This window comes from Microbacterium paraoxydans (assembly GCF_019056515.1).
Taxonomy (GTDB): domain Bacteria; phylum Actinomycetota; class Actinomycetes; order Actinomycetales; family Microbacteriaceae; genus Microbacterium.
On sequence record NZ_CP064873.1, the window covers coordinates 3094867 to 3111805 of the forward strand.

At 71.5% G+C, this 16939-nt stretch carries 18 protein-coding genes; 5 read left to right on the top strand and 13 right to left on the bottom strand.

The features are described 5' to 3' along the window. Nucleotides 1-12: 12 nt before the first annotated feature. From hemB to IZR02_RS15200, 9 genes are all read right to left on the bottom strand, one after another. Nucleotides 13-990: a porphobilinogen synthase gene (hemB, locus tag IZR02_RS15160; protein WP_062765552.1), complete on the bottom strand. Its 978-nt coding sequence runs from the start codon at nt 988-990 to the stop codon at nt 13-15. Then, entirely contained in the window at nt 987-1784 is a 798-nt protein-coding gene (locus IZR02_RS15165; protein WP_025104869.1) for a uroporphyrinogen-III synthase, read from the bottom strand. The genes hemB and IZR02_RS15165 overlap by 4 nt, the downstream gene beginning before the upstream one ends. Then, entirely contained in the window at nt 1781-2782 is a 1002-nt protein-coding gene (gene hemC / locus IZR02_RS15170; protein WP_062765555.1) for a hydroxymethylbilane synthase, read from the bottom strand. The genes IZR02_RS15165 and hemC overlap by 4 nt, the downstream gene beginning before the upstream one ends. A 5-nt stretch (nt 2783-2787) precedes the next feature. Further along, a complete protein-coding gene (hemQ, locus tag IZR02_RS15175) occupies nt 2788-3465 on the bottom strand; it encodes a hydrogen peroxide-dependent heme synthase (protein WP_174235391.1) in 678 nt (225 codons plus the stop codon). Between the two features lie 81 nt (nt 3466-3546). Then, nucleotides 3547-3819, bottom strand: coding sequence for a hypothetical protein (locus tag IZR02_RS15180; protein ID WP_062765558.1), 273 nt, complete (start codon nt 3817-3819; stop codon nt 3547-3549). Continuing rightward, nucleotides 3806-4213, bottom strand: coding sequence for a phage holin family protein (locus IZR02_RS15185; RefSeq protein WP_025104873.1), 408 nt, complete (start codon nt 4211-4213; stop codon nt 3806-3808). The genes IZR02_RS15180 and IZR02_RS15185 overlap by 14 nt, the downstream gene beginning before the upstream one ends. Before the next feature lies 1 nt (nt 4214). Then, nucleotides 4215-4628, bottom strand: coding sequence for a hypothetical protein (locus tag IZR02_RS15190; protein ID WP_025104874.1), 414 nt, complete (start codon nt 4626-4628; stop codon nt 4215-4217). Between the two features lie 169 nt (nt 4629-4797). After that, complete coding sequence (locus IZR02_RS15195) at nt 4798-6306, bottom strand: protoporphyrinogen/coproporphyrinogen oxidase (protein ID WP_062765560.1); 1509 nt, start codon at nt 6304-6306, stop codon at nt 4798-4800. Between the two features lie 92 nt (nt 6307-6398). After that, nucleotides 6399-6710, bottom strand: coding sequence for a metalloregulator ArsR/SmtB family transcription factor (locus IZR02_RS15200; RefSeq protein ID WP_029989796.1), 312 nt, complete (start codon nt 6708-6710; stop codon nt 6399-6401). A gap of 66 nt (nt 6711-6776) precedes the next feature. On the opposite strand from IZR02_RS15200, the gene IZR02_RS15205 reads away from it, so the two are divergent. After that, the gene (locus IZR02_RS15205) at nt 6777-7670 is read left to right on the top strand and encodes an NAD(P)H-binding protein (protein ID WP_071329222.1); all 894 of its coding nucleotides are present in this window, start codon (nt 6777-6779) and stop codon (nt 7668-7670) included. A gap of 51 nt (nt 7671-7721) precedes the next feature. Here IZR02_RS15205 and hemE read toward each other — a convergent pair whose 3' ends face one another. Beyond that, the gene (gene hemE / locus IZR02_RS15210) at nt 7722-8744 is read right to left on the bottom strand and encodes a uroporphyrinogen decarboxylase (protein ID WP_025104877.1); all 1023 of its coding nucleotides are present in this window, start codon (nt 8742-8744) and stop codon (nt 7722-7724) included. Nucleotides 8745-8816: 72 nt separating this feature from the next. Here hemE and IZR02_RS15215 point away from each other — a divergent pair, with 72 nt between their 5' ends. The 3 genes from IZR02_RS15215 to IZR02_RS15225 are packed head-to-tail and all read left to right on the top strand — an operon-like array spanning nt 8817 to nt 11174. Next, nucleotides 8817-10133 (top strand): glutamyl-tRNA reductase, encoded by a 1317-nt coding sequence (locus IZR02_RS15215; RefSeq protein WP_025104878.1) that lies wholly within the window; start codon nt 8817-8819, stop codon nt 10131-10133. Nucleotides 10134-10158: 25 nt separating this feature from the next. After that, complete coding sequence (locus IZR02_RS15220) at nt 10159-10749, top strand: HhH-GPD-type base excision DNA repair protein (RefSeq protein WP_025104879.1); 591 nt, start codon at nt 10159-10161, stop codon at nt 10747-10749. Continuing rightward, complete coding sequence (locus IZR02_RS15225) at nt 10749-11174, top strand: DUF1801 domain-containing protein (RefSeq protein ID WP_025104880.1); 426 nt, start codon at nt 10749-10751, stop codon at nt 11172-11174. The genes IZR02_RS15220 and IZR02_RS15225 overlap by 1 nt, the downstream gene beginning before the upstream one ends. Before the next feature lie 90 nt (nt 11175-11264). On the opposite strand, the gene IZR02_RS15230 is transcribed toward IZR02_RS15225, so the two are convergent. From IZR02_RS15230 to IZR02_RS15240, 3 genes are all read right to left on the bottom strand, one after another. Further along, complete coding sequence (locus tag IZR02_RS15230) at nt 11265-12944, bottom strand: ABC-F family ATP-binding cassette domain-containing protein (RefSeq protein WP_062765565.1); 1680 nt, start codon at nt 12942-12944, stop codon at nt 11265-11267. Between the two features lie 278 nt (nt 12945-13222). Then, nucleotides 13223-13921 carry a hypothetical protein gene (locus IZR02_RS15235; protein ID WP_062765568.1) on the bottom strand — a complete coding sequence of 233 codons (699 nt, stop codon included), beginning with the start codon at nt 13919-13921 and terminating at the stop codon, nt 13223-13225. A gap of 46 nt (nt 13922-13967) precedes the next feature. Then, nucleotides 13968-15353 carry a glycine--tRNA ligase gene (locus tag IZR02_RS15240; RefSeq protein WP_062765571.1) on the bottom strand — a complete coding sequence of 462 codons (1386 nt, stop codon included), beginning with the start codon at nt 15351-15353 and terminating at the stop codon, nt 13968-13970. A 116-nt stretch (nt 15354-15469) separates the two neighbouring features. On the opposite strand from IZR02_RS15240, the gene IZR02_RS15245 reads away from it, so the two are divergent. Then, a complete protein-coding gene (locus IZR02_RS15245) occupies nt 15470-16939 on the top strand; it encodes a peptide MFS transporter (protein WP_025104884.1) in 1470 nt (489 codons plus the stop codon).

The window sequence follows — 16939 nt, forward strand, 5'->3', positions numbered from 1 at the left end:
GCCGACGAAGGGTCAGCCGCGCAGCCAGCGGGCCGCTTCGGTGGCCCAGTACGTCAGCACCGCGTCGGCGCCCGCCCGGCGGATCGACAGCAGCGACTCGAGGACCGCGGCGCGCCGATCGATCCAGCCGTTCGCGGCGGCGGCCTCGATCATCGCGTACTCGCCCGACACCTGGTACGCCCAGACCGGGACGGTCACGGCGTCGCGGACCTCGCGGAGCACGTCGAGGAAGGCCATCGCCGGCTTCACCATGACGATGTCCGCGCCCTCGTCCTCGTCGACCAGCGCCTCCCGCACGCCCTCGCGACGGTTGCCGGGGTCGAGCTGATACGTGCGGCGGTCGCCCTGGAGCTGCGAGTCCACGGCTTCGCGGAACGGGCCGTAGAACGCGCTCGCGTACTTCGCGGCATACGCCAGGATCAGGGTGTCGGTGAAGCCCTCGGCGTCGAGCGCCTGACGGATCACGGCGACCTGGCCGTCCATCATCCCGGACAGCCCCAACAGCTGCGATCCCGCGCGCGCCTGGGCGAGGGCCATCGAGGCGTATCGCTCCAGGGTCGCGTCGTTGTCCACCGAGCCGTCGGCGGCGAGGACGCCGCAGTGCCCGTGATCGGTGAACTCGTCGAGGCAGAGGTCGGTCTGCACGACGAGCGCGTCGCCGACCTCGGCCGCCAGCGCCTCGGTGGCGACGTTCAGGATGCCCTGCGGGTCGTCCGCGCCGGAGCCCCGGGCGTCGCGCACCGCGGGAACGCCGAACAGCATGACCCCGCCGACCCCGGCCTCCGCGGCCTCCACGGCCGCGGAACGCAGCGAGTCGATCGAGTGCTGGGCGACGCCGGGCATCGACCCGATGGCGACCGGCTCGCTGATGCCCTCGCGGACGAAGAGCGGGAGCACGAGCTGACGCGGCTCGAGAGAGGTCTCGCGCACGAGGTCGCGGACGGCGCGCGACTGACGCAGTCGGCGCAGGCGGACGTCGGGGAAGCTCACGGCGCGAACTCGTCTGCCGCGTGCGGAAGGGTGAACTGCGACACGGCCTCGATCAGCGCATCGATGGTCTGCCGGTCGGCGACCACCGAGACGGGCAGGCCGGCGCGCTCGGCGTCCTTGGCCGTCCGCGGGCCGATCGCCGCGAGCAGCGTCTCGTCCGGGATCTCGGGGAACTGCTCCCGCACCTGCTCGGCCACCGAACCGCTGGTGATGAGGATCGCGTTGATCCGGCCGTTCTCGACGTCGCGGCGGATGCGCTCCGTCACCGGCACACCGACCGTGCGATAGGCGACGACGCCGTGCACGTCGTGTCCCGCCTCGGACAGCAGGATGCTCAGGACGGGCTTGGCGATCTCGCTGCGCAGCGCCAGGATGCGGCGCGGCTCGTGCTCCAGAGCGATGAGCTGCTGCGCCATGCCCTGCGCGGAGTTGTCCTGTTCGGGGACCAGGGCCACCTCGTAGCCCACGGCCTGCAGCGCCGCGGCCGTCGTCTCCCCCACGGCCGCGATCTTCGTGGTCTTCGGCACGACGGCGCGGTGGGCGAACAGCACGTCCACCGTGGTCGCGCTCGTGACGGTCAGCCAGTCGAACTCGCCGGCCGCGAGCTGCTCCAGCGCACGGTCGAGGGTCGCCTGATCCGTGGTCGGAGCGAAGTTGATGAGCGGGGCGACGACGGGGACGGCGCCGAGAGCGCGGAGGCTCGCGGCGACGCTGTCGCCCCAGGGGCCGCCACGGGGCACGAGGATGCGCCAGCCGTCCAGCGGTCGGTCCTGCTTGCTTTCAGAAGTGGTCATGACAATTCGGATTGCTCTTGAGGGACGAGGTCGGCCGCCCCTTGATCGAGCAGCCGACGGGCAACAGCGAGCCCGAACTCACGCGCTGCGTGCATCGGGTCTGCACCATCGGCAGCATCCGCACCATTGCCACTGCCGTTCCGATGAATATACTCCCCGTTCAGGGCTTCCGTGACGTCCAGACCGATCCGCCGACCGCCGTCCGGGGCGTAGACGACCGTCCTGACGCGGATCTCGGAGTCCTGGACGACGGCGTGCGCCGCCATGGGGGCTTGACAACCGGCATCCAGTCCCTCCAAGATGGCGCGCTCGACGGTGATCGCGAGCCGCGTCTCCCGATGATCCAGCGCCGACAGCGCCGTGCGCAGCTCCTCCGGCGCGTCCGCCCGTGTCTCGACCGCCAGGGATCCCTGGCCGGGAGCGGTCGGCCATTCCGCGAGGCCGAGCTCCTCCCGATGCAGCGGCGAATCCGTGCCGAGTCGCGAGAGGCCGGCGGCGGCGAGGATCACGGCGTCCAGCTCTCCGGAGGTGACGCGCGCGAGGCGGGAGTCGACGTTGCCGCGAATGTCCACGACGTGGGCGCGAGGCGCACGGCGGTGGACCTGGGCGATACGTCGCGGGGAGCCGGTACCCACGGCGCTCCCCGCCGGGAGCTCGTGCAGCGGGATGCCGTGTCGGGTGAGCACCACGTCGCGGGCATCCTCCCGTCGGGGCGTCGCGGCGATGACGAGCGACTCCGGCACCGCCGTGGGGAGGTCCTTGAGGGAGTGCACGAGGAAGTCGCACTCGCCGGCGAGGAGGGCCTCACGGAGACGGGTGGCGAAGATGCCGAGGCCGCCGATCTCCGACAGCGAGGCGCGATTGGTGTCGCCCTCGCTGGTGATCGGGACGAGTTCGACGCGGCGGCCGGTGACCTTCTCGAGCGCGGCGGCGACGTGACCCGACTGCGCCTGCGCGAGCGCGCTGCGGCGGGTGCCGAGACGGATGGGGGTGCTCATGGCGCTTACTGCAGCACGTCCGCGATCTCGTCGAAGCGCAGGCGGCGCCCCGTGTAGAAGGGCACCTCCTCCTTCACGAACATGCGGGCGTCGGTGTAGCGGAGGTCGCGCATCATGTCGACGAGGTCGGTCAGCTCGTCGGCTTCCAGCGGCAGCAGCCACTCGTAGTCGCCGAGGGCGAAGGAGGCCACCGTGTTCGCGATGACGCCGGTGAACGCCGCACCCTTGCGCCCGTGGTCGGCGAGCATCGCGCGACGCTCGCTCTCCGGCGCGAGGTACCACTCCGGCGTGCGGACGAACGGGTAGAGGCAGAGCCAGTCCTTGGGCTCGATGCCGCGGAGGAAGCCGGGGACGTGCGCGCGGTTGAACTCCGCGTCACGGTGGACGCCCATGACGTTCCACACCGGGAGGAGCGAGCGCAGCATCTCGGTGCGGCGCAGGCGGCGGAGAGCCTTCTGCAGCTCCTCGGCGGTGGCGCCGTGCAGCCACACCATGAGGTCGGCGTCGGCCTTGAGCCCGGAGACGTCGTAGAAGCCGCGGACGGTGACGCCGGAGTCCTCGACGTGCGAGACGATCGACTCGAGCTCGGTCGCATCGTTCTCGGTGACGGGGGCGTCAGGATTGCGTCGCCAGACGGCCCAGAGGGTGTAACCGGACGGGTTCTCTTCGCGCAGGTCGGACATGATCCCAGTCTGCCCCCTTTGCGGAGGCGCCGCTAATCAGGGGAATACTGCCCCCGCCCGAGGGCGGTGCGGGGGGGTGACTCAGCGCGCGATGGCGCGGGCGATGGCCCACACGGCCCCGCCGACGGCGGCGGCGATCCCGACCGTCGCGGCGATCGCGGCAGCCGGATTGCGGTCCGCGAACGCACGCGCCTTGACGGCGGCGCGCGCCGACGCCTTCTCGACGCGCCGCGGGATGTTCCCCTTGAGCTCGATGGCGGCGAGGGCCGCCTTCAGCTCGGCGCGCGCGGAGGCGACGGGGTCGACGATTCCCGCGGGGACCGCGGTGCGCGGCAGCGACTCAGGGGTGCTCATCGCCGGCCTCCTTCACGATTCGGATGTCTTCGGCCACGGCCTGTGCCGGGTTCTGGCGACGGAGCACCTTGCGGAACTTCAGGATGCCGAGCAGTGCGAACAGCAGCACGGCGATGATGAGGATGCCGAACACCGCCAGCGCGGACAGCCACACCGGCCACCACGACGACAGTCCCGCGATCGCGAAGACGAGGATCACGGGCACGGCCCAGAACAGGAAGAACAGCGCGACGAGGAACCAGACGGAGCCGACCCCCGCGTCCTTCGCCGTGCGCGACACCCACGCCTTGGCCGCGTCGATCTCGGCCTTGACGAGATTGGTGACGAGCTCCGGCAGGTCGCCGAGCAGCGTCAGCAGACTGTCGTCGGCGCGATCCCGATATCCGCGGGGCATGTCAGTCGTCGGACTTCCGCGGGGCGGGCTTCTTCGCGGCCGGCTTCGCCGCGGCGGGCTTCTGGGCCTCGGCGGCGCGCTCCTTGACCTCGTCGACCGCGTCCTCCGCGGCGTCCGAGATCTCCTCGGCCGCGTCCTTGCCGGAGGCGATGACGGCATCGAGCTTCTGCCCGGGGGTGCCGTCCCCGGTGACCGACTTCACGATCTTCACGGCACCGGTCCAGACGGCTCCCGGGACCGCGGCGGCCTTGTCGCCGACGAAGCCCTTGACCTTGTCGACGCGCTCCTGCACGGGGTCGGTGTTCCAGACCTTCAGCCACTGCGTCTTGATCTGCTCGTAGCGCTCGCGTCCTGCGCGGGTGCCGAGCACATAGCCGACGCCGAGTCCGACGACGAGTCCGATCTTCCCCTTCATGGGGTCTCCTCACGTTGTTCCGGCTGTGGTCCGTCCCGGGGGACGCCGATCGCCCGCGTCTCCACCGCGATCAGGTACCCAGCGTAACGCCGTATGCCGATTTCGGCATCAATCGATCAGAGGGTTGACACAGAGGCGTCGAGCGCACTCGCGCGTGCTCGGCGGACGCTCAGTCCCAGAGGAGAGCGCGGCGCAGGCGGTCCGCCTCCTTCGCAGCGTCCGGCACGACCTGCGCGAGCCCCGTGCCCGCGAGCCAGGCGCCCACAGCGGCCAGTCCTGGCACGGCCTGCACGGCCTGACGCGCTGCGGCACGCCGCTCCGCCGAGCCGATGATCGACGCGGGCTGCGCCTGCACGAAGCGCCCACGATGACCCGCCACGACCTGATCGGGCGACAGCGGGACGCCCAGGAGCGCCGAGGCCTCCCGACGGGCGAGGTCAATTGCGGCCTCGTCCTCCAGCGCCGCGGTGGCCGCCGGTTCCCCCTGCGCACCGAAGGAGACGCGGACCACCTCGCGGTCGCCCGCGGCCTCCCGCACCCACGACCACTTCGCCGTGGAGTGTGTGAGCGCCTTCGCCGTGTGGCTGTGCGGAACGGTGAGCACGCCGGTGCCGCGGGGCGGGGTGCGCAGCGCGGGCGCGTCGAGCAGCAGACTGATGATCTCGATCTCGGGGGCGGGCGCGGCGTCGGCGGCCGCGAGGGCGGGTACGGCGCCCGCGAGCAGCTCCCGCGCGCCGTGCTCGGAGGTCGCGACGATCACGGCGTCGGCGACGAGCTCCGCCTCCTGGGTCGCCTCCTCCCCCTCGATCGGCTGGTCCGCGGCGGGCTCCTCGACCACGACGCGCCAGGTGGTGCCGTCGGTGGTGAGGCGACGGGCCCGGACGCGAGTACGGACGGTCACACCGAGTTCGTCGAGGTCGGCCGCGAGGGCGTCGACGAGCACGCTCATGCCGCCGACGAGCCCCTCGACGGCGGCACCGGGTGTCTTCGCGCCGCGCGACGCACCCTCTCCGCGGAGGGCCAGCACCGCACCGGACAGGGAGCCGACGCGGGTGAGGGCGGCGTTGAGTCCGGGGGCGGCGACATCGATGTCCACGTCGTCCGGGGATGCCGAGTAGACGCCCGTGGTGACGGGGGCGACGAGGCGGTCGCGCACCTTCTCCCCCATGCGCGAGGCGACGAGGCGGCCGAGGCTCAGCTGGTGCCCGATCGTGAGCGGCGGGCGCACCCGGTCGAGATAGGCCCGCCAGGCGCCGGACCAGCCGATGATGCGGCGGACGTCGTCCTGGAACGGGTTGCCGGGGATGCCGAGGATGCCGCCGGCCGGGAGCGGTGCCGCGCCGCCGCCGGGGAGCCCGGCGAGCCACGCCCCTCCCGCCTGCGGCGTCACGACGCGGTCGGAGAGGCCGAGGTCGTCCACGAGGGCGCGGACGTGCCCGCCCTTCGTCGCGTAGCTCTCCGCCCCGGCGTCGACGACGACCCCGTCCAGGGCGACCCTGCGGATCACGCCGCCCAGGGCCTCGGACCCCTCGAGCAGCGTCACCCGCATGCCGACCTTCGCGCACTCACGGGCGGCCACCAGTCCGCCGACGCCGCCTCCCACCACGACGACGTGCTTCTGTGCGGCACGGGCGGCCAGGTCGGCCGGTTCAGCGGGTGCGGGGCGCTCGGGGCTCATGCCTCCATCCTTCCACCGCCCCTGTGCTTCGAATCGCCCGATTGGCCGGATAATCGCCGCGGATGCAGCCAGGTGCGCGATTCGAACGGAGGTCAGGCCCGACTGCGCTTGCGGACCTCGCGGAGGACGATCTGCTCGGGGCAGACGGTGGAGAGGAAGTCGCCCACGGAGAGGGCCAGGCGTTCGCCGACGAGCGAGTAGAAGATGCGGTTGGCGTCGCGACGCTCGCTGACGAGGCCCGCCTGCCGCAGCACGCTCAGGTGCCGGGAGATGGTCGGCCCGCTCGCGGAGAACCGCGACGCGATCTCCCCGGCGGCGAGCTCCCCCTCCTTGAGGTCCTGCAGGATCTGCCGCCGGGTGGGATGGGCGAGCGCCGCGAAGATGTCGGATGCGCTGTCGGCCATGCTTGCAATATAGCACCTTCGCTAGATACAGTTTCGCCAGATAGCTAATTAGCGAAGGAGAACACCATGAAGGTCGCCATCACCGGAGGCAGTGGATTCGTCGGCCGCGCCCTCGCCGATCGCCTGGAGGAGCCCGTGGTGATCTCCCGACGCTCCGGCACGGACATCACGGACGTCGATGCGCTGACCGCAGCCTTCGCCGGATGCGACGCCGTGGCCCACTGCGCCGGGATCAACCGGGAGATCGGCGACCAGACCTTCCGGCGTGTGCACGTGGAGGGGACGGCCGCCGTCGTCGAAGCCGCTCGCCGCGCCGGTGTCCGACGCCTCGTCATGGTGAGCTTCCTCCGCGCCCGTCCCGACTGCGGCTCCGGCTACCACGAGTCGAAGTGGGAGGCCGAGGAGATCGTCCGCGGCTCCGGGCTGCCGCACACGATCCTGAAGTCCGGGATGATCTACGGCCCCGGCGATCACATGGTCGATCACGTGACCCGCGCCGTCCGCACCCTCCCCTTCTTCTGGACGGTCGGCTACCGCGAACGCACCGCCCGCCCGGTCCCGGTCGAGGATGCCGCGGACGTGCTGGTGGCCGCGCTGGAGGGGCGGATCCCGGAGCCGACGGTCGCGGTGATGGGCGCGGACGAGGTGACGCTCGGAGAGGCCATCCGCCGGATCGCCCGTGTCGCCGGACGCCGCCCCGCCTTCCTCCCGGTGCCGACCTGGGTCGTGCGGGTGCTCGCGCAGCTCACGGAGTGGACCATGGTCGTGCCCCTGGTGGCGAAGGCGCAGGCGCGGATGCTCGCGGAGGGTGTGAGCGAGCCGGCGCCGTGGGCACCGGAGCCGCCGGAGGGTATCCGCCCCTCACGACCGTTCGACGACGACAGCATCCGCGCGGCACTGCCCACCGGGCGCTTCGGCCTGTCGGACCTGCGGCTGGCGCGCGCGCTTCGAATCGCGTGAATGGCTGCATCTGGGCCGCAGATGCAGCAAAGCAGGCGATTCGAACGGAGGTCAGCCGGCGTGCACGAGCTCGACGATGCGCGTGAGCTGGTCGGGGTCGGTCTCCGGGGGCACGCCGTGGCCGAGGTTGAGGATGTGCCCGCGGGCCGCGCGACCGCGCTCGAGCACGTCGCGGACATGCGCCTCGAGCACCGGCCACGGCGCGCCGAGGAACGCGGGATCGATGTTGCCCTGCACCGACACGTCGGGACCGAGGATCGCGGCGGCCTCGTCGAGGGGCAGCCGCCAGTCGACCCCCACGCCGTCCGCGACGCCGTCGAGCCGCATATCGCCGAGGAAGGGCCCGGTGCCGACGCCGAAGTGGATCGTCGGAACGCCGATGCCATCCAGAGCCGTGCGGGAGTGCGGCGCCACGAAGGTGCGGTAGTCGGCGGGGCTGAGGGAGCCCGCCCAACTGTCGAAGAGCTGCACGACCGCGGCGCCGGCATCGCGCTGCGTCTCCAGGAACCGCCGCGAGATCCGCGCCAGCCAGCCCGCGAGACGGTGCCAGGCCTCGGGCTCCGCGTGCATCATGCCGCGGGCGCGCAGGTGCTCCTTGGACGGACCGCCCTCGACGAGGTACGCGGCGAGAGTGAAGGGCGCCCCCGCGAAGCCGATGACCGGAGTGTCGCCGAGCTCCGCGACGACGATGCCGACGGCCTCCGCGATGGCGCTGCCGTCCAGGCTCTCCGGGTCGATGGCCGTGATGCGGTCGACGTCCGCGACCGTCCGCACCGGGTTCGCGAAGACCGGACCGCGGCCGGGCTCGATCTCGACCTCCACGCCGGCGAGACGCAGCGGGATGACGATGTCGCTGAAGAACACCGCCGCGTCGACGCCGTGCCGTCGCACCGGCTGGAGGGTGATCTCGGCGGCGAGGTCGGGGGTGAGGCAGGCGTCGAGCATCCTCGTGCCGACCCGCAGCTCCCGGTACTCGGGCAGGGAGCGGCCGGCCTGGCGCATGAACCAGACCGGAGCGGTGGCGGGGCGGTCGCCGGTGAGGGCGCGCAGCAGCAGGGCGTCGGAGAGTGCCATGCCCCCATCCTCCCATCCGGCGTATAGGGAGCAGCCGAGTCCCGGCTTCGGATGCTCGGGTACAATCGAAGGGTGCTGCTGTGTGTGACGGCGAGTCACAAGACCGCCTCCTTCGAACTGCTCGAACGCCTGAGCCGCACCCCCGACGACGTCGCTCCCACCATCGTGGGCATGGCGCCGTGCGTGCAGGGTGCCGTGGTCCTGGCGACGTGCAACCGCTTCGAGGCGTACGTGGAGATGGACGAGCCGGTGACCGCGGCCGGCGCCATCGGCGTGGAAGCCGTCATCGAGGCGGTCGAGTCCGCGACCGGAATCCCCGCTGCCGATCTCGACGGCGCCTACGCCGTGCACTCCGGTCGCCGCGTTGCCGAGCACCTCTTCTCCGTCGCCTCCGGCCTCGAGTCGGTCGTCTCCGGTGAGGGCGAGATCGCCGGCCAGGTGCGCCGCGCCCTCAAGTCCGCCCGGAAGGACGGCACCACCTCCCCCGAGCTCGAGCGGCTGTTCCAGCGCGCGAGCCAGGCGCAGCGCAAGGTCAAGAACGTCACCGCCCTCGGCCGCGCCGGTCGCTCGCTCGTGCGTCTCGCACTGGAGCTCGCCGACAGCCGCATCGCCGACTGGTCCGCCGAGCGCGTGCTGCTGGTCGGCACGGGCGCCTACGCGGCCGTCACCCTCGCGACCCTGCGCGAGCGCGGCGCCGTCGACATCTCCGTCTACTCTCCCTCCGACCGCGCGGAGATCTTCGCAGCCAAGCACGACATCCGCCCGGTGCCGGCCGAGGAGTACGCGCGCACGGCGGCACACTCCACGCTGCTGATCACCTGCACCACCGCGACCGAGCCCGTGCTCGGCCCCGAGCACCTGCAACTCCCGGTCGGCCTCGCCGCCGCGGGCTGCCCCGTCGCCGCGACCAGCGGCACCACCGGGGTCCCGAGCCGGCTGGTGGTCGACCTCGGCATGCCGCGGAACGTCGACCCGGCCGTGGCTGCGCTGGAGGGCGTCGCGCTGCTCGACCTGGAGACCATCCGCCTGCACGCTCCGCTGGAGGAGCTGCAGGCGACGGACGCCGCCCGGAGCGTCGTCCGCGAGGCCGCGGAGACCTTCCACGTGGTCGGCGCCCGCCAGAGCGTGACCCCGTCGGTCGTGGCCTTCCGCTCGCACATCTTCGAGCTGCTGGAGCGCGAGATCGACCGCGCCCGCGCCCGTGGCGACGAGGACGGCAAGGTCGAGCAGGCGCTGCGGCACCTCTCGGGCGTGCTGCTGCACACGCCGACCGTGCGGGCTCATGAGCTCGCCGCCGCCGGTCGCGCGGACGAGTTCGCCGCCGCGCTCGCGACGCTGTACGGGATCACCCCTGCCGCGGACGCGGTCGAAGACGCCGCCACCGCCTGATCCGGCGGGGTGGGAGACTGGAGGCATGGCCCTTCACATCACCGGAGACACCGCCGCCGACGCCCTGCTGACCGAGAACCCGACGGCTCTGCTGATCGGCATGCTGCTGGACCAGCAGATCCCCATGGAGACCGCGTTCACCGGACCGCTCAAGATCGAGCAGCGGACGGGAGCCGCGGATGCTGCGGCGATCGCGGGCATGGCACCCGAGGAGTTCCTGGAGGCCTTCCGCCAGACCCCCGCGGTGCACCGGTTCCCCGGCTCCATGGCGACGCGGGTGCAGACCCTGTGCCAGGCGCTCGTCGACGACTGGGACGGGGATGCCGCCGCCCTCTGGACGCGCCCGTCGACAGACTCAGGGACCCAGCCGAGCGGTGCCGAGGTACTCAGACGACTCAAGGCCCTTCCCGGCTTCGGCGAGCAGAAGGCGAAGATCTTCCTCGCCCTCCTCGGCAAGCAGTACGGGTTCACCGGCGAGGGCTGGCGGGAGGCTTCGGCGCCCTACGGCGAGGACGGGTCGTACCGCAGCGTCGCCGACATCGTGTCGCCGGAGTCGCTGACGAAGGTGCGCGAGTACAAGAAGGCGATGAAGGCCGCGGCGAAGGCGGCGAAGTAGTGCAGCCGACCGGGGACGACGTCGCGGGCCTGATCGCCCGCTCCTCCCCGGCCGTGCGTCGCCGTGATGCGGAGACGCTGACCGCTCTCCTGCAGGACATCACCGGGCGCGAGCCGCAGACCTGGGGGTCGATCATCAGGTTCGGCTCCTGCCACTACCGCTACCCCACCGGGACGGAGGGCGACAGCGGCATTCTGAGCTTCGCCCCCCGGAAGGCCGCGACCACGATCTACCTCCTCGACGGGGTGGACGCCCACGCGGAGGCTCTCGGCGCGCTCGGCCCGCACACGACGGGGGTGGGCTGCCTCTACCTCAAGGACCTCGACGAGGTCGACCTCGACGTGCTGCGCGGGATCCTCGAGCGTTCGCGCACCTGGGTCGAGTCCGGCGGCGACGCGGGCATGCAGCTGACGGTCACGTCGTAGCTCTCGTACTCTCGCCGAGACCCCGGGTTCCCGCCGAAACCCCGGCGTGCGAACGTGGGGAGTCCGGGGTCTCGGCGGGAAGGCGGGGCCTCAGGTGGTGGCCACCCCCTCTTCAACCTGCACGCGCCGTGCGTCCGCCGCGTGACGACGCCACCGCCAGTCGTGCGTCACCGTGACGACGGCGGCGGGGTGGTCCGCGAGAGCGTGCTCGAGCTGCTCCATGAGCTCGGGATCGAGATGGTTCGTCGGCTCATCGAGCAGCAGCAGATCGAACGGCGACGACAGGGCGACCGCGAGATCCAGCCGCCGACGCTGCCCGACGGAGAGAGCCCGCACGTCGCGGTCCACCTCCGACCCGCGGAAGAGTCCATGAGCCAGGAGAGCGTCGTGCGCATCCGCCGGCGGCGTCCCGGTCCGAGCCGCGAAGACTTCGACGGCGGAACCCCGCGGGCGCGTGTCGACCTCCTGCCGGAGGAACGCGATCCGCGTCCCGTCCCCGCGGACGAGCGTCCCGGATGCGGGGAGGAGCTCGCCGGCGAGGAGACGGAGGAGTGTCGTCTTCCCGGCTCCGTTCGGTCCGGTCACGAGCCACCGCGAACCGGCCTCGATCGTCCATTGCGACACGGCGAGCCGTCGTCCGGGTTCGCGGAGGGCCACGGCATCGAGCGTCAGGAGCGGCCCGCCGAGCGACTCCGGACCCTCTGCCGCGACCGTGAACCGCAGGGGCTCGGGCGGCGCCGGGCACGGGTTCTCCCGCAACCGCGACAGCCGCTCCTTCGCCATGCGGATGCGCCCGACGGCCCCGTGGTCGCGGCTCCGCGCCCGGAACGCGCCATGACCGAAGCCGTCGAGCTCGAGCTTGCGCGGGATCGCCTGCAGCCGGAACGCGTTGGCGGCGAGCAGGGCCTCGGTGCGGGCGACCTCGGCCTTCCACTCCTCGTGGCGCGCGACCGCCGCCCGGCGTTCGGCCTCGCGCGCCCGCAGGAACCCGGCGTAACCATCGCCGTAGCGCCGGATCCGACCGTCCTCCACCTGCACGACAGAGGTCGCGAAACGGTCCAGGAAGTCACGGTCGTGCGTCACGACCACCAGCGCTCCCCGATGCGCCGCGAGACGGTCCTCGAGCCAGGTCAGCGCCCGGTCGTCGAGGTCGTTCGTGGGCTCGTCGAGGAGCAGGAGCTCGGCTCCGGAAGAGAGGGCGACCGCGAGAGCGAGCCGCGCCCGCTCTCCGCCCGACAGCGTGGCCACCGATCGCCCGCGGTCCAGCCCGCCCAGCCCGAGCTGTTCGAGAGCGGTGTCGATGCGACGGTCCACCTCGTATCCGCCGCGGGACTCGAAACGGTCCTGCAACAGGGCCGCGGCGGCCATCTGCTGCGCACGCTCGGAAGGGGTCGCGGCGGCGAGGAGGTCGTACGCACGGGCGAGGTCGTGCTCCAGCGCGCGGAGGTCGCCGAGGAGCTCGTCGATGGCGTCAGTCACCGTCGCTCCGTCCGCGAACACCGGGTTCTGCCGGGCATGCGCGATCCCGCCGGGAAGGTCGAGCCGCACCTCCCCGGACGTCGGCGCGAGAACACCGGCGAGCAGATCGAGCAGCGTCGACTTCCCGGTGCCGTTGTCGCCGATGACGGCGAGGCGGTCGGCGGGGCCGACGACGAGGTCGATCCGGTCCAGGACGAGTCGGTCGGCGAATCGGACGGAGGCGGCCTGTAGCGCGCACTCGCGATGAGCGCGGGCCGAGGAGTCGGAAGGGGTCGAGAGTACAGGGAACATGAGGGATCCTCTCCAGCGGCGCACGCGCACCGCCGGGATCTGCGTCGATGACGCGGGGAACAGGAACCTCGACCGCACCCGGAGTCGGGCGCGTTCGCTCAGGACCCACCGCGGAGAAGAGCTCTCGACGCGGCGTCCCGATCTAGCGAATCAGAGTACCCACGAGGAGCGACCATAGCAGGGTCACTCAGCGCCCGCCAGGCCCCGCCTTCCCGGCGAGACCCCGACGTGTGCCCGCCCGCGCCCCGGGGTCTCGGCGAGAACCCGGGGTCTCGGCGTCAACGGCGACGGCGAGGGAGGGAGGAGAGGGAGGAGAGGCGGGAGTGGGCGGCGGGGACGGCGAAGAGGAGGACGATCGCGAGGACGATGCCGCGGACGATCCAGAGGCCGGGCTCCCAGATCACCTCGTAGTTCCCGGGGAGGCCGAGGAACGCGGCGATGATCGATCCCCACGACGCGCGGCCGCTGCTGTCGGTGTCGATCGAGAGTCCGCCCACGATGCTCAGCACGCCGAGGCTCAGCAGCACGATCGGCATGATGAGGGCGCCGGGCTTCGCCTCCCCGCGCGCGATCAGGCGGATCACCGTCACGAGCGAGACGAGCGGGAACACGAAGAAGAACCAGACGAGGGCGCCGAGCAGCAGCCCCACGACGATGAAGACCGGCACCCAGAGGAGCATCCAGGGGCTTTCGTCGGCGATGAAGTAGTCGGGGTCGCGGAGGATCGCGACGACGAAGCCCGCCAGGGTCCCCAGCGGAAGCACCGCCAGCACCCACCAGAACACGGCCTTCGGCACGCGTTTCCGGTCCCCCAGCCGCGTCATCACGATCTGGATGATGACCGCGGCGGCGAGCGCCGGGAGGCCGAACATCGCGATGATGGGCCCGGCGCCGTCGTTCTCCCGCAGGTCGAGCACCGTGAGGATCATCCACGACACGGCGAGCGCCCCGAGCACGATGGCCGCGACCGGACGCACGGGCGAGGCTTCTCCCCGTGCGCCGGCTCCCCCCGGTGCCGTCACGTCAGGCGCCGCGGAGGCGCTCCGCCAGGTAGGCGTGCAGCTCGTCGATGGGGACGCGCTCCTGCGCCATCGTGTCGCGGTCGCGCACGGTCACGGCACGGTCGTCGAGCGAGTCGAAGTCGACCGTGACGCAGAACGGCGTGCCGATCTCGTCCTGGCGGCGGTAGCGACGACCGATCGCACCGGCGTCGTCGAAGTCGACGGCCCACGAACCGCGGAGTGCGTCGGCCACCTCGCGGGCGAGCGGCGACAGGTTCTCGTTGCGCGACAGCGGGAGCACGGCCGCCTTGACCGGGGCCAGGCGCGGGTCGAGCTTGAGCACGGTGCGGGTGTCGGTGCCGCCCTTGGCGTTGGGCACCTGCTCCTCGACGTACGCGTCGACGAGGAAGGCCATCATCGCGCGGGTGAGTCCGAACGACGGCTCGATCACGTACGGCGTGTAGCGCTCGCCCGTGGCCTGGTCGAAGTACGTCAGGCTCTGGCCGGAGGCCTCGCTGTGGCTGGAGAGGTCGTAGTCGGTGCGGTTGGCGACGCCCATGAGCTCGCCCCACTCCTTGCCCGCGAAGCCGAAGCGGTACTCGACGTCGATGGTGCCGGCCGAGTAGTGCGCGCGGTCCTCCTCCGGCACGTCGAACTGACGCATGTTCTCCGGGTCGATGCCGAGGTCGATGAACCAGTTCCAGCACGCCTCGACCCAGTGGTCGAACCACTGCGGCGCCTCGGCGGGCGGCGTGAAGAACTCGATCTCCATCTGCTCGAACTCGCGGGTGCGGAAGATGAAGTTGCCGGGGGTGATCTCGTTGCGGAACGCCTTGCCGACCTGGCCGATGCCGAACGGCGGCTTCTTGCGGCTCGCGGTGAGCACGTTCGAGAAGTTCACGAAGATGCCCTGTGCGGTCTCGGGGCGCAGGTAGTAGAGGCCGGACTCGTCGTCGACGACGCCGAGGTAGGTCTTCACCAGACCGGAGAAGGCCTTCGGCTCGGTGTACTGCCCCTTGGTGCCGCAGTTCGGGCAGGGGATGTCGGCGAGACCGTTCTCGGCCTTGCGACCCTTGCGCGCCTCGAAGTCCTCGATGAGGTTGTCGGCACGGAAGCGCTTGTGGCACTGCAGGCACTCGACGAGCGGGTCGGTGAAGGTCGCGACGTGGCCCGAGGCCTCCCACACGCGCTTCGGCAGGATGATGCTGGAGTCGAGACCGACCATGTCGCCGCGGCCGCGCACGAAGGTCTGCCACCACTGCCGCCGGATGTTCTCCTTCAGCTCGGTGCCGAGGGGTCCGTAGTCCCAGGCCGACCGGGAACCGCCGTAGATCTCACCCGCCTGGAACACGAAACCGCGGTGGCGGGCGAGGGCGATGACCTTATCGAGGCGGGACTGTTCGGCCACGGTGGCTCCAATGGTCGGATGCGGAGAATGCCCGTGAGCACGGGCACCCCCATTCTATCCGGGGCGGGAGCGCAACCCCTGGCTGCGGGACCCGCGGGAGGAGTACCGTCCCACGCATGAGCACCACCGCGCAGCCGCCCGCCTCCCGCGACGAGGACACCCGCTTCTTCGGACAGCCGTGGTCGCTCGTGCACATCTTCGGCGTGGAGATGTGGGAGCGCTTCAGCTTCTACGGCATGCAGGGCATCCTGCTCATCTACCTGTACTTCTCGGTGGCCGATGGCGGTCTCGGCCTTCCGGAGGCGGTGGCGGGCGGGATCGTCGGCGCGTACGGCGGCTCGGTGTACCTGTCCACCATCCTCGGGGCCTGGCTCGCCGATCGGCTGTTCGGCTCCGAGCGGGTGCTGTTCGTCAGCGCCATCGTCATCGTCTCGGGCCACCTCGCCCTCGCCCTCCTGCCGGGATTCGTCGGCGTGGGGGTCGGACTCGTGCTCGTGGCCCTCGGCTCGGGAGGCCTGAAGGCGAACGCGACGTCGGTCGTGGGGACGCTGTACCGTCCGGACGACGTGCGGCGCGACGCCGGGTTCTCGCTGTTCTACCTCGGCATCAACCTGGGCGCGTTCCTCGGTCCGATCCTCACCGGGCTGCTGCAGTCGACCCTGGGCTTCCACTGGGGATTCGGCCTCGCCGCCCTCGGCATGACCCTGGGTCTCGTGCAGTACTCGTTCGGCCGCCGCGGCCTGCCCGCCTCCGCGCGCGCGGTGCCGAACCCGCTCCCCCGCTCGCGCTATCCGCTGGTCGCCGGCATCGCCGTCGGCGCGGTCGTCGTCATCGCGGTGCTCGTGCTGACCGGGGTCATCCAGGCCGACAACCTCGCCACCATCGTGATCGTGGTCACGGTGGTCGCCGCCGTCGCCTACTTCGCGGTGATCCTCGGCAGTCGCCGTATCGACGCCACCGAGCGCTCGCGTGTCTGGGGCTTCCTGCCGCTGTTCCTCACCAGCGTCGCGTTCTGGTCGCTGTACCAGCAGCAGTTCACGGTGCTGACGATCTACTCCGACAAGCGCCTCGACCGCGACCTGTTCGGGTGGGAGATGCCGGTGTCGTGGGTGCAGTCGATCAACCCGGTGTTCATCATCATCCTGTCCGGGGTCTTCGCGGCCATCTGGACGAAGCTGGGGACGCGTCAGCCGTCGACCCCCGTCAAGTTCGGGCTGGCCGCGATCATCATGGGCTCCGCGTTCCTGCTGTTCCTGCCGTTCTCCGGCGGCGGTGCGAACTCGACGCCGCTGCTCGCGATCGTCGGCATCCTCTTCGTGTTCACGGTCGCCGAGCTGTTGCTCTCGCCCGTGGGGCTGTCGGTGACGACGAAGCTCGCCCCGGCCGTGTTCCACACGCAGATGGTCGCGCTGTTCTTCCTGTCGATCGCCCTCGGCACCGCCATCTCGGGCGAGCTCGTGAAGTTCTACGATCCGGAGAACGAGGTGCCGTACTTCTCGATCCTCGGCGGCATCGCGATCCTCGTCGGCATCGGACTGCTGCTGAGCGTGAAGCCGGTGCTGCGGCTCATGCGGGGCGTGCGGTGA

What these genes read in the sequence shown, in the direction of transcription:
- IZR02_RS15165 (WP_025104869.1), bottom strand. Translation starts at nt 1,784, where the DNA reads ATGACCACTTCTGAAAGCAAGCAGGACCGACCGCTGGACGGCTGGCGC.
- hemC (WP_062765555.1), bottom strand. Translation starts at nt 2,782, where the DNA reads ATGAGCACCCCCATCCGTCTCGGCACCCGCCGCAGCGCGCTCGCGCAG.
- hemQ (WP_174235391.1), bottom strand. Translation starts at nt 3,465, where the DNA reads ATGTCCGACCTGCGCGAAGAGAACCCGTCCGGTTACACCCTCTGGGCC.
- IZR02_RS15180 (WP_062765558.1), bottom strand. Translation starts at nt 3,819, where the DNA reads ATGAGCACCCCTGAGTCGCTGCCGCGCACCGCGGTCCCCGCGGGAATC.
- IZR02_RS15185 (WP_025104873.1), bottom strand. Translation starts at nt 4,213, where the DNA reads ATGCCCCGCGGATATCGGGATCGCGCCGACGACAGTCTGCTGACGCTG.
- IZR02_RS15190 (WP_025104874.1), bottom strand. Translation starts at nt 4,628, where the DNA reads ATGAAGGGGAAGATCGGACTCGTCGTCGGACTCGGCGTCGGCTATGTG.
- IZR02_RS15195 (WP_062765560.1), bottom strand. Translation starts at nt 6,306, where the DNA reads ATGAGCCCCGAGCGCCCCGCACCCGCTGAACCGGCCGACCTGGCCGCC.
- IZR02_RS15200 (WP_029989796.1), bottom strand. Translation starts at nt 6,710, where the DNA reads ATGGCCGACAGCGCATCCGACATCTTCGCGGCGCTCGCCCATCCCACC.
- IZR02_RS15205 (WP_071329222.1), top strand. Translation starts at nt 6,777, where the DNA reads ATGAAGGTCGCCATCACCGGAGGCAGTGGATTCGTCGGCCGCGCCCTC.
- hemE (WP_025104877.1), bottom strand. Translation starts at nt 8,744, where the DNA reads ATGGCACTCTCCGACGCCCTGCTGCTGCGCGCCCTCACCGGCGACCGC.
- IZR02_RS15220 (WP_025104879.1), top strand. Translation starts at nt 10,159, where the DNA reads ATGGCCCTTCACATCACCGGAGACACCGCCGCCGACGCCCTGCTGACC.
- IZR02_RS15230 (WP_062765565.1), bottom strand. Translation starts at nt 12,944, where the DNA reads ATGTTCCCTGTACTCTCGACCCCTTCCGACTCCTCGGCCCGCGCTCAT.
- IZR02_RS15245 (WP_025104884.1), top strand. Translation starts at nt 15,470, where the DNA reads ATGAGCACCACCGCGCAGCCGCCCGCCTCCCGCGACGAGGACACCCGC.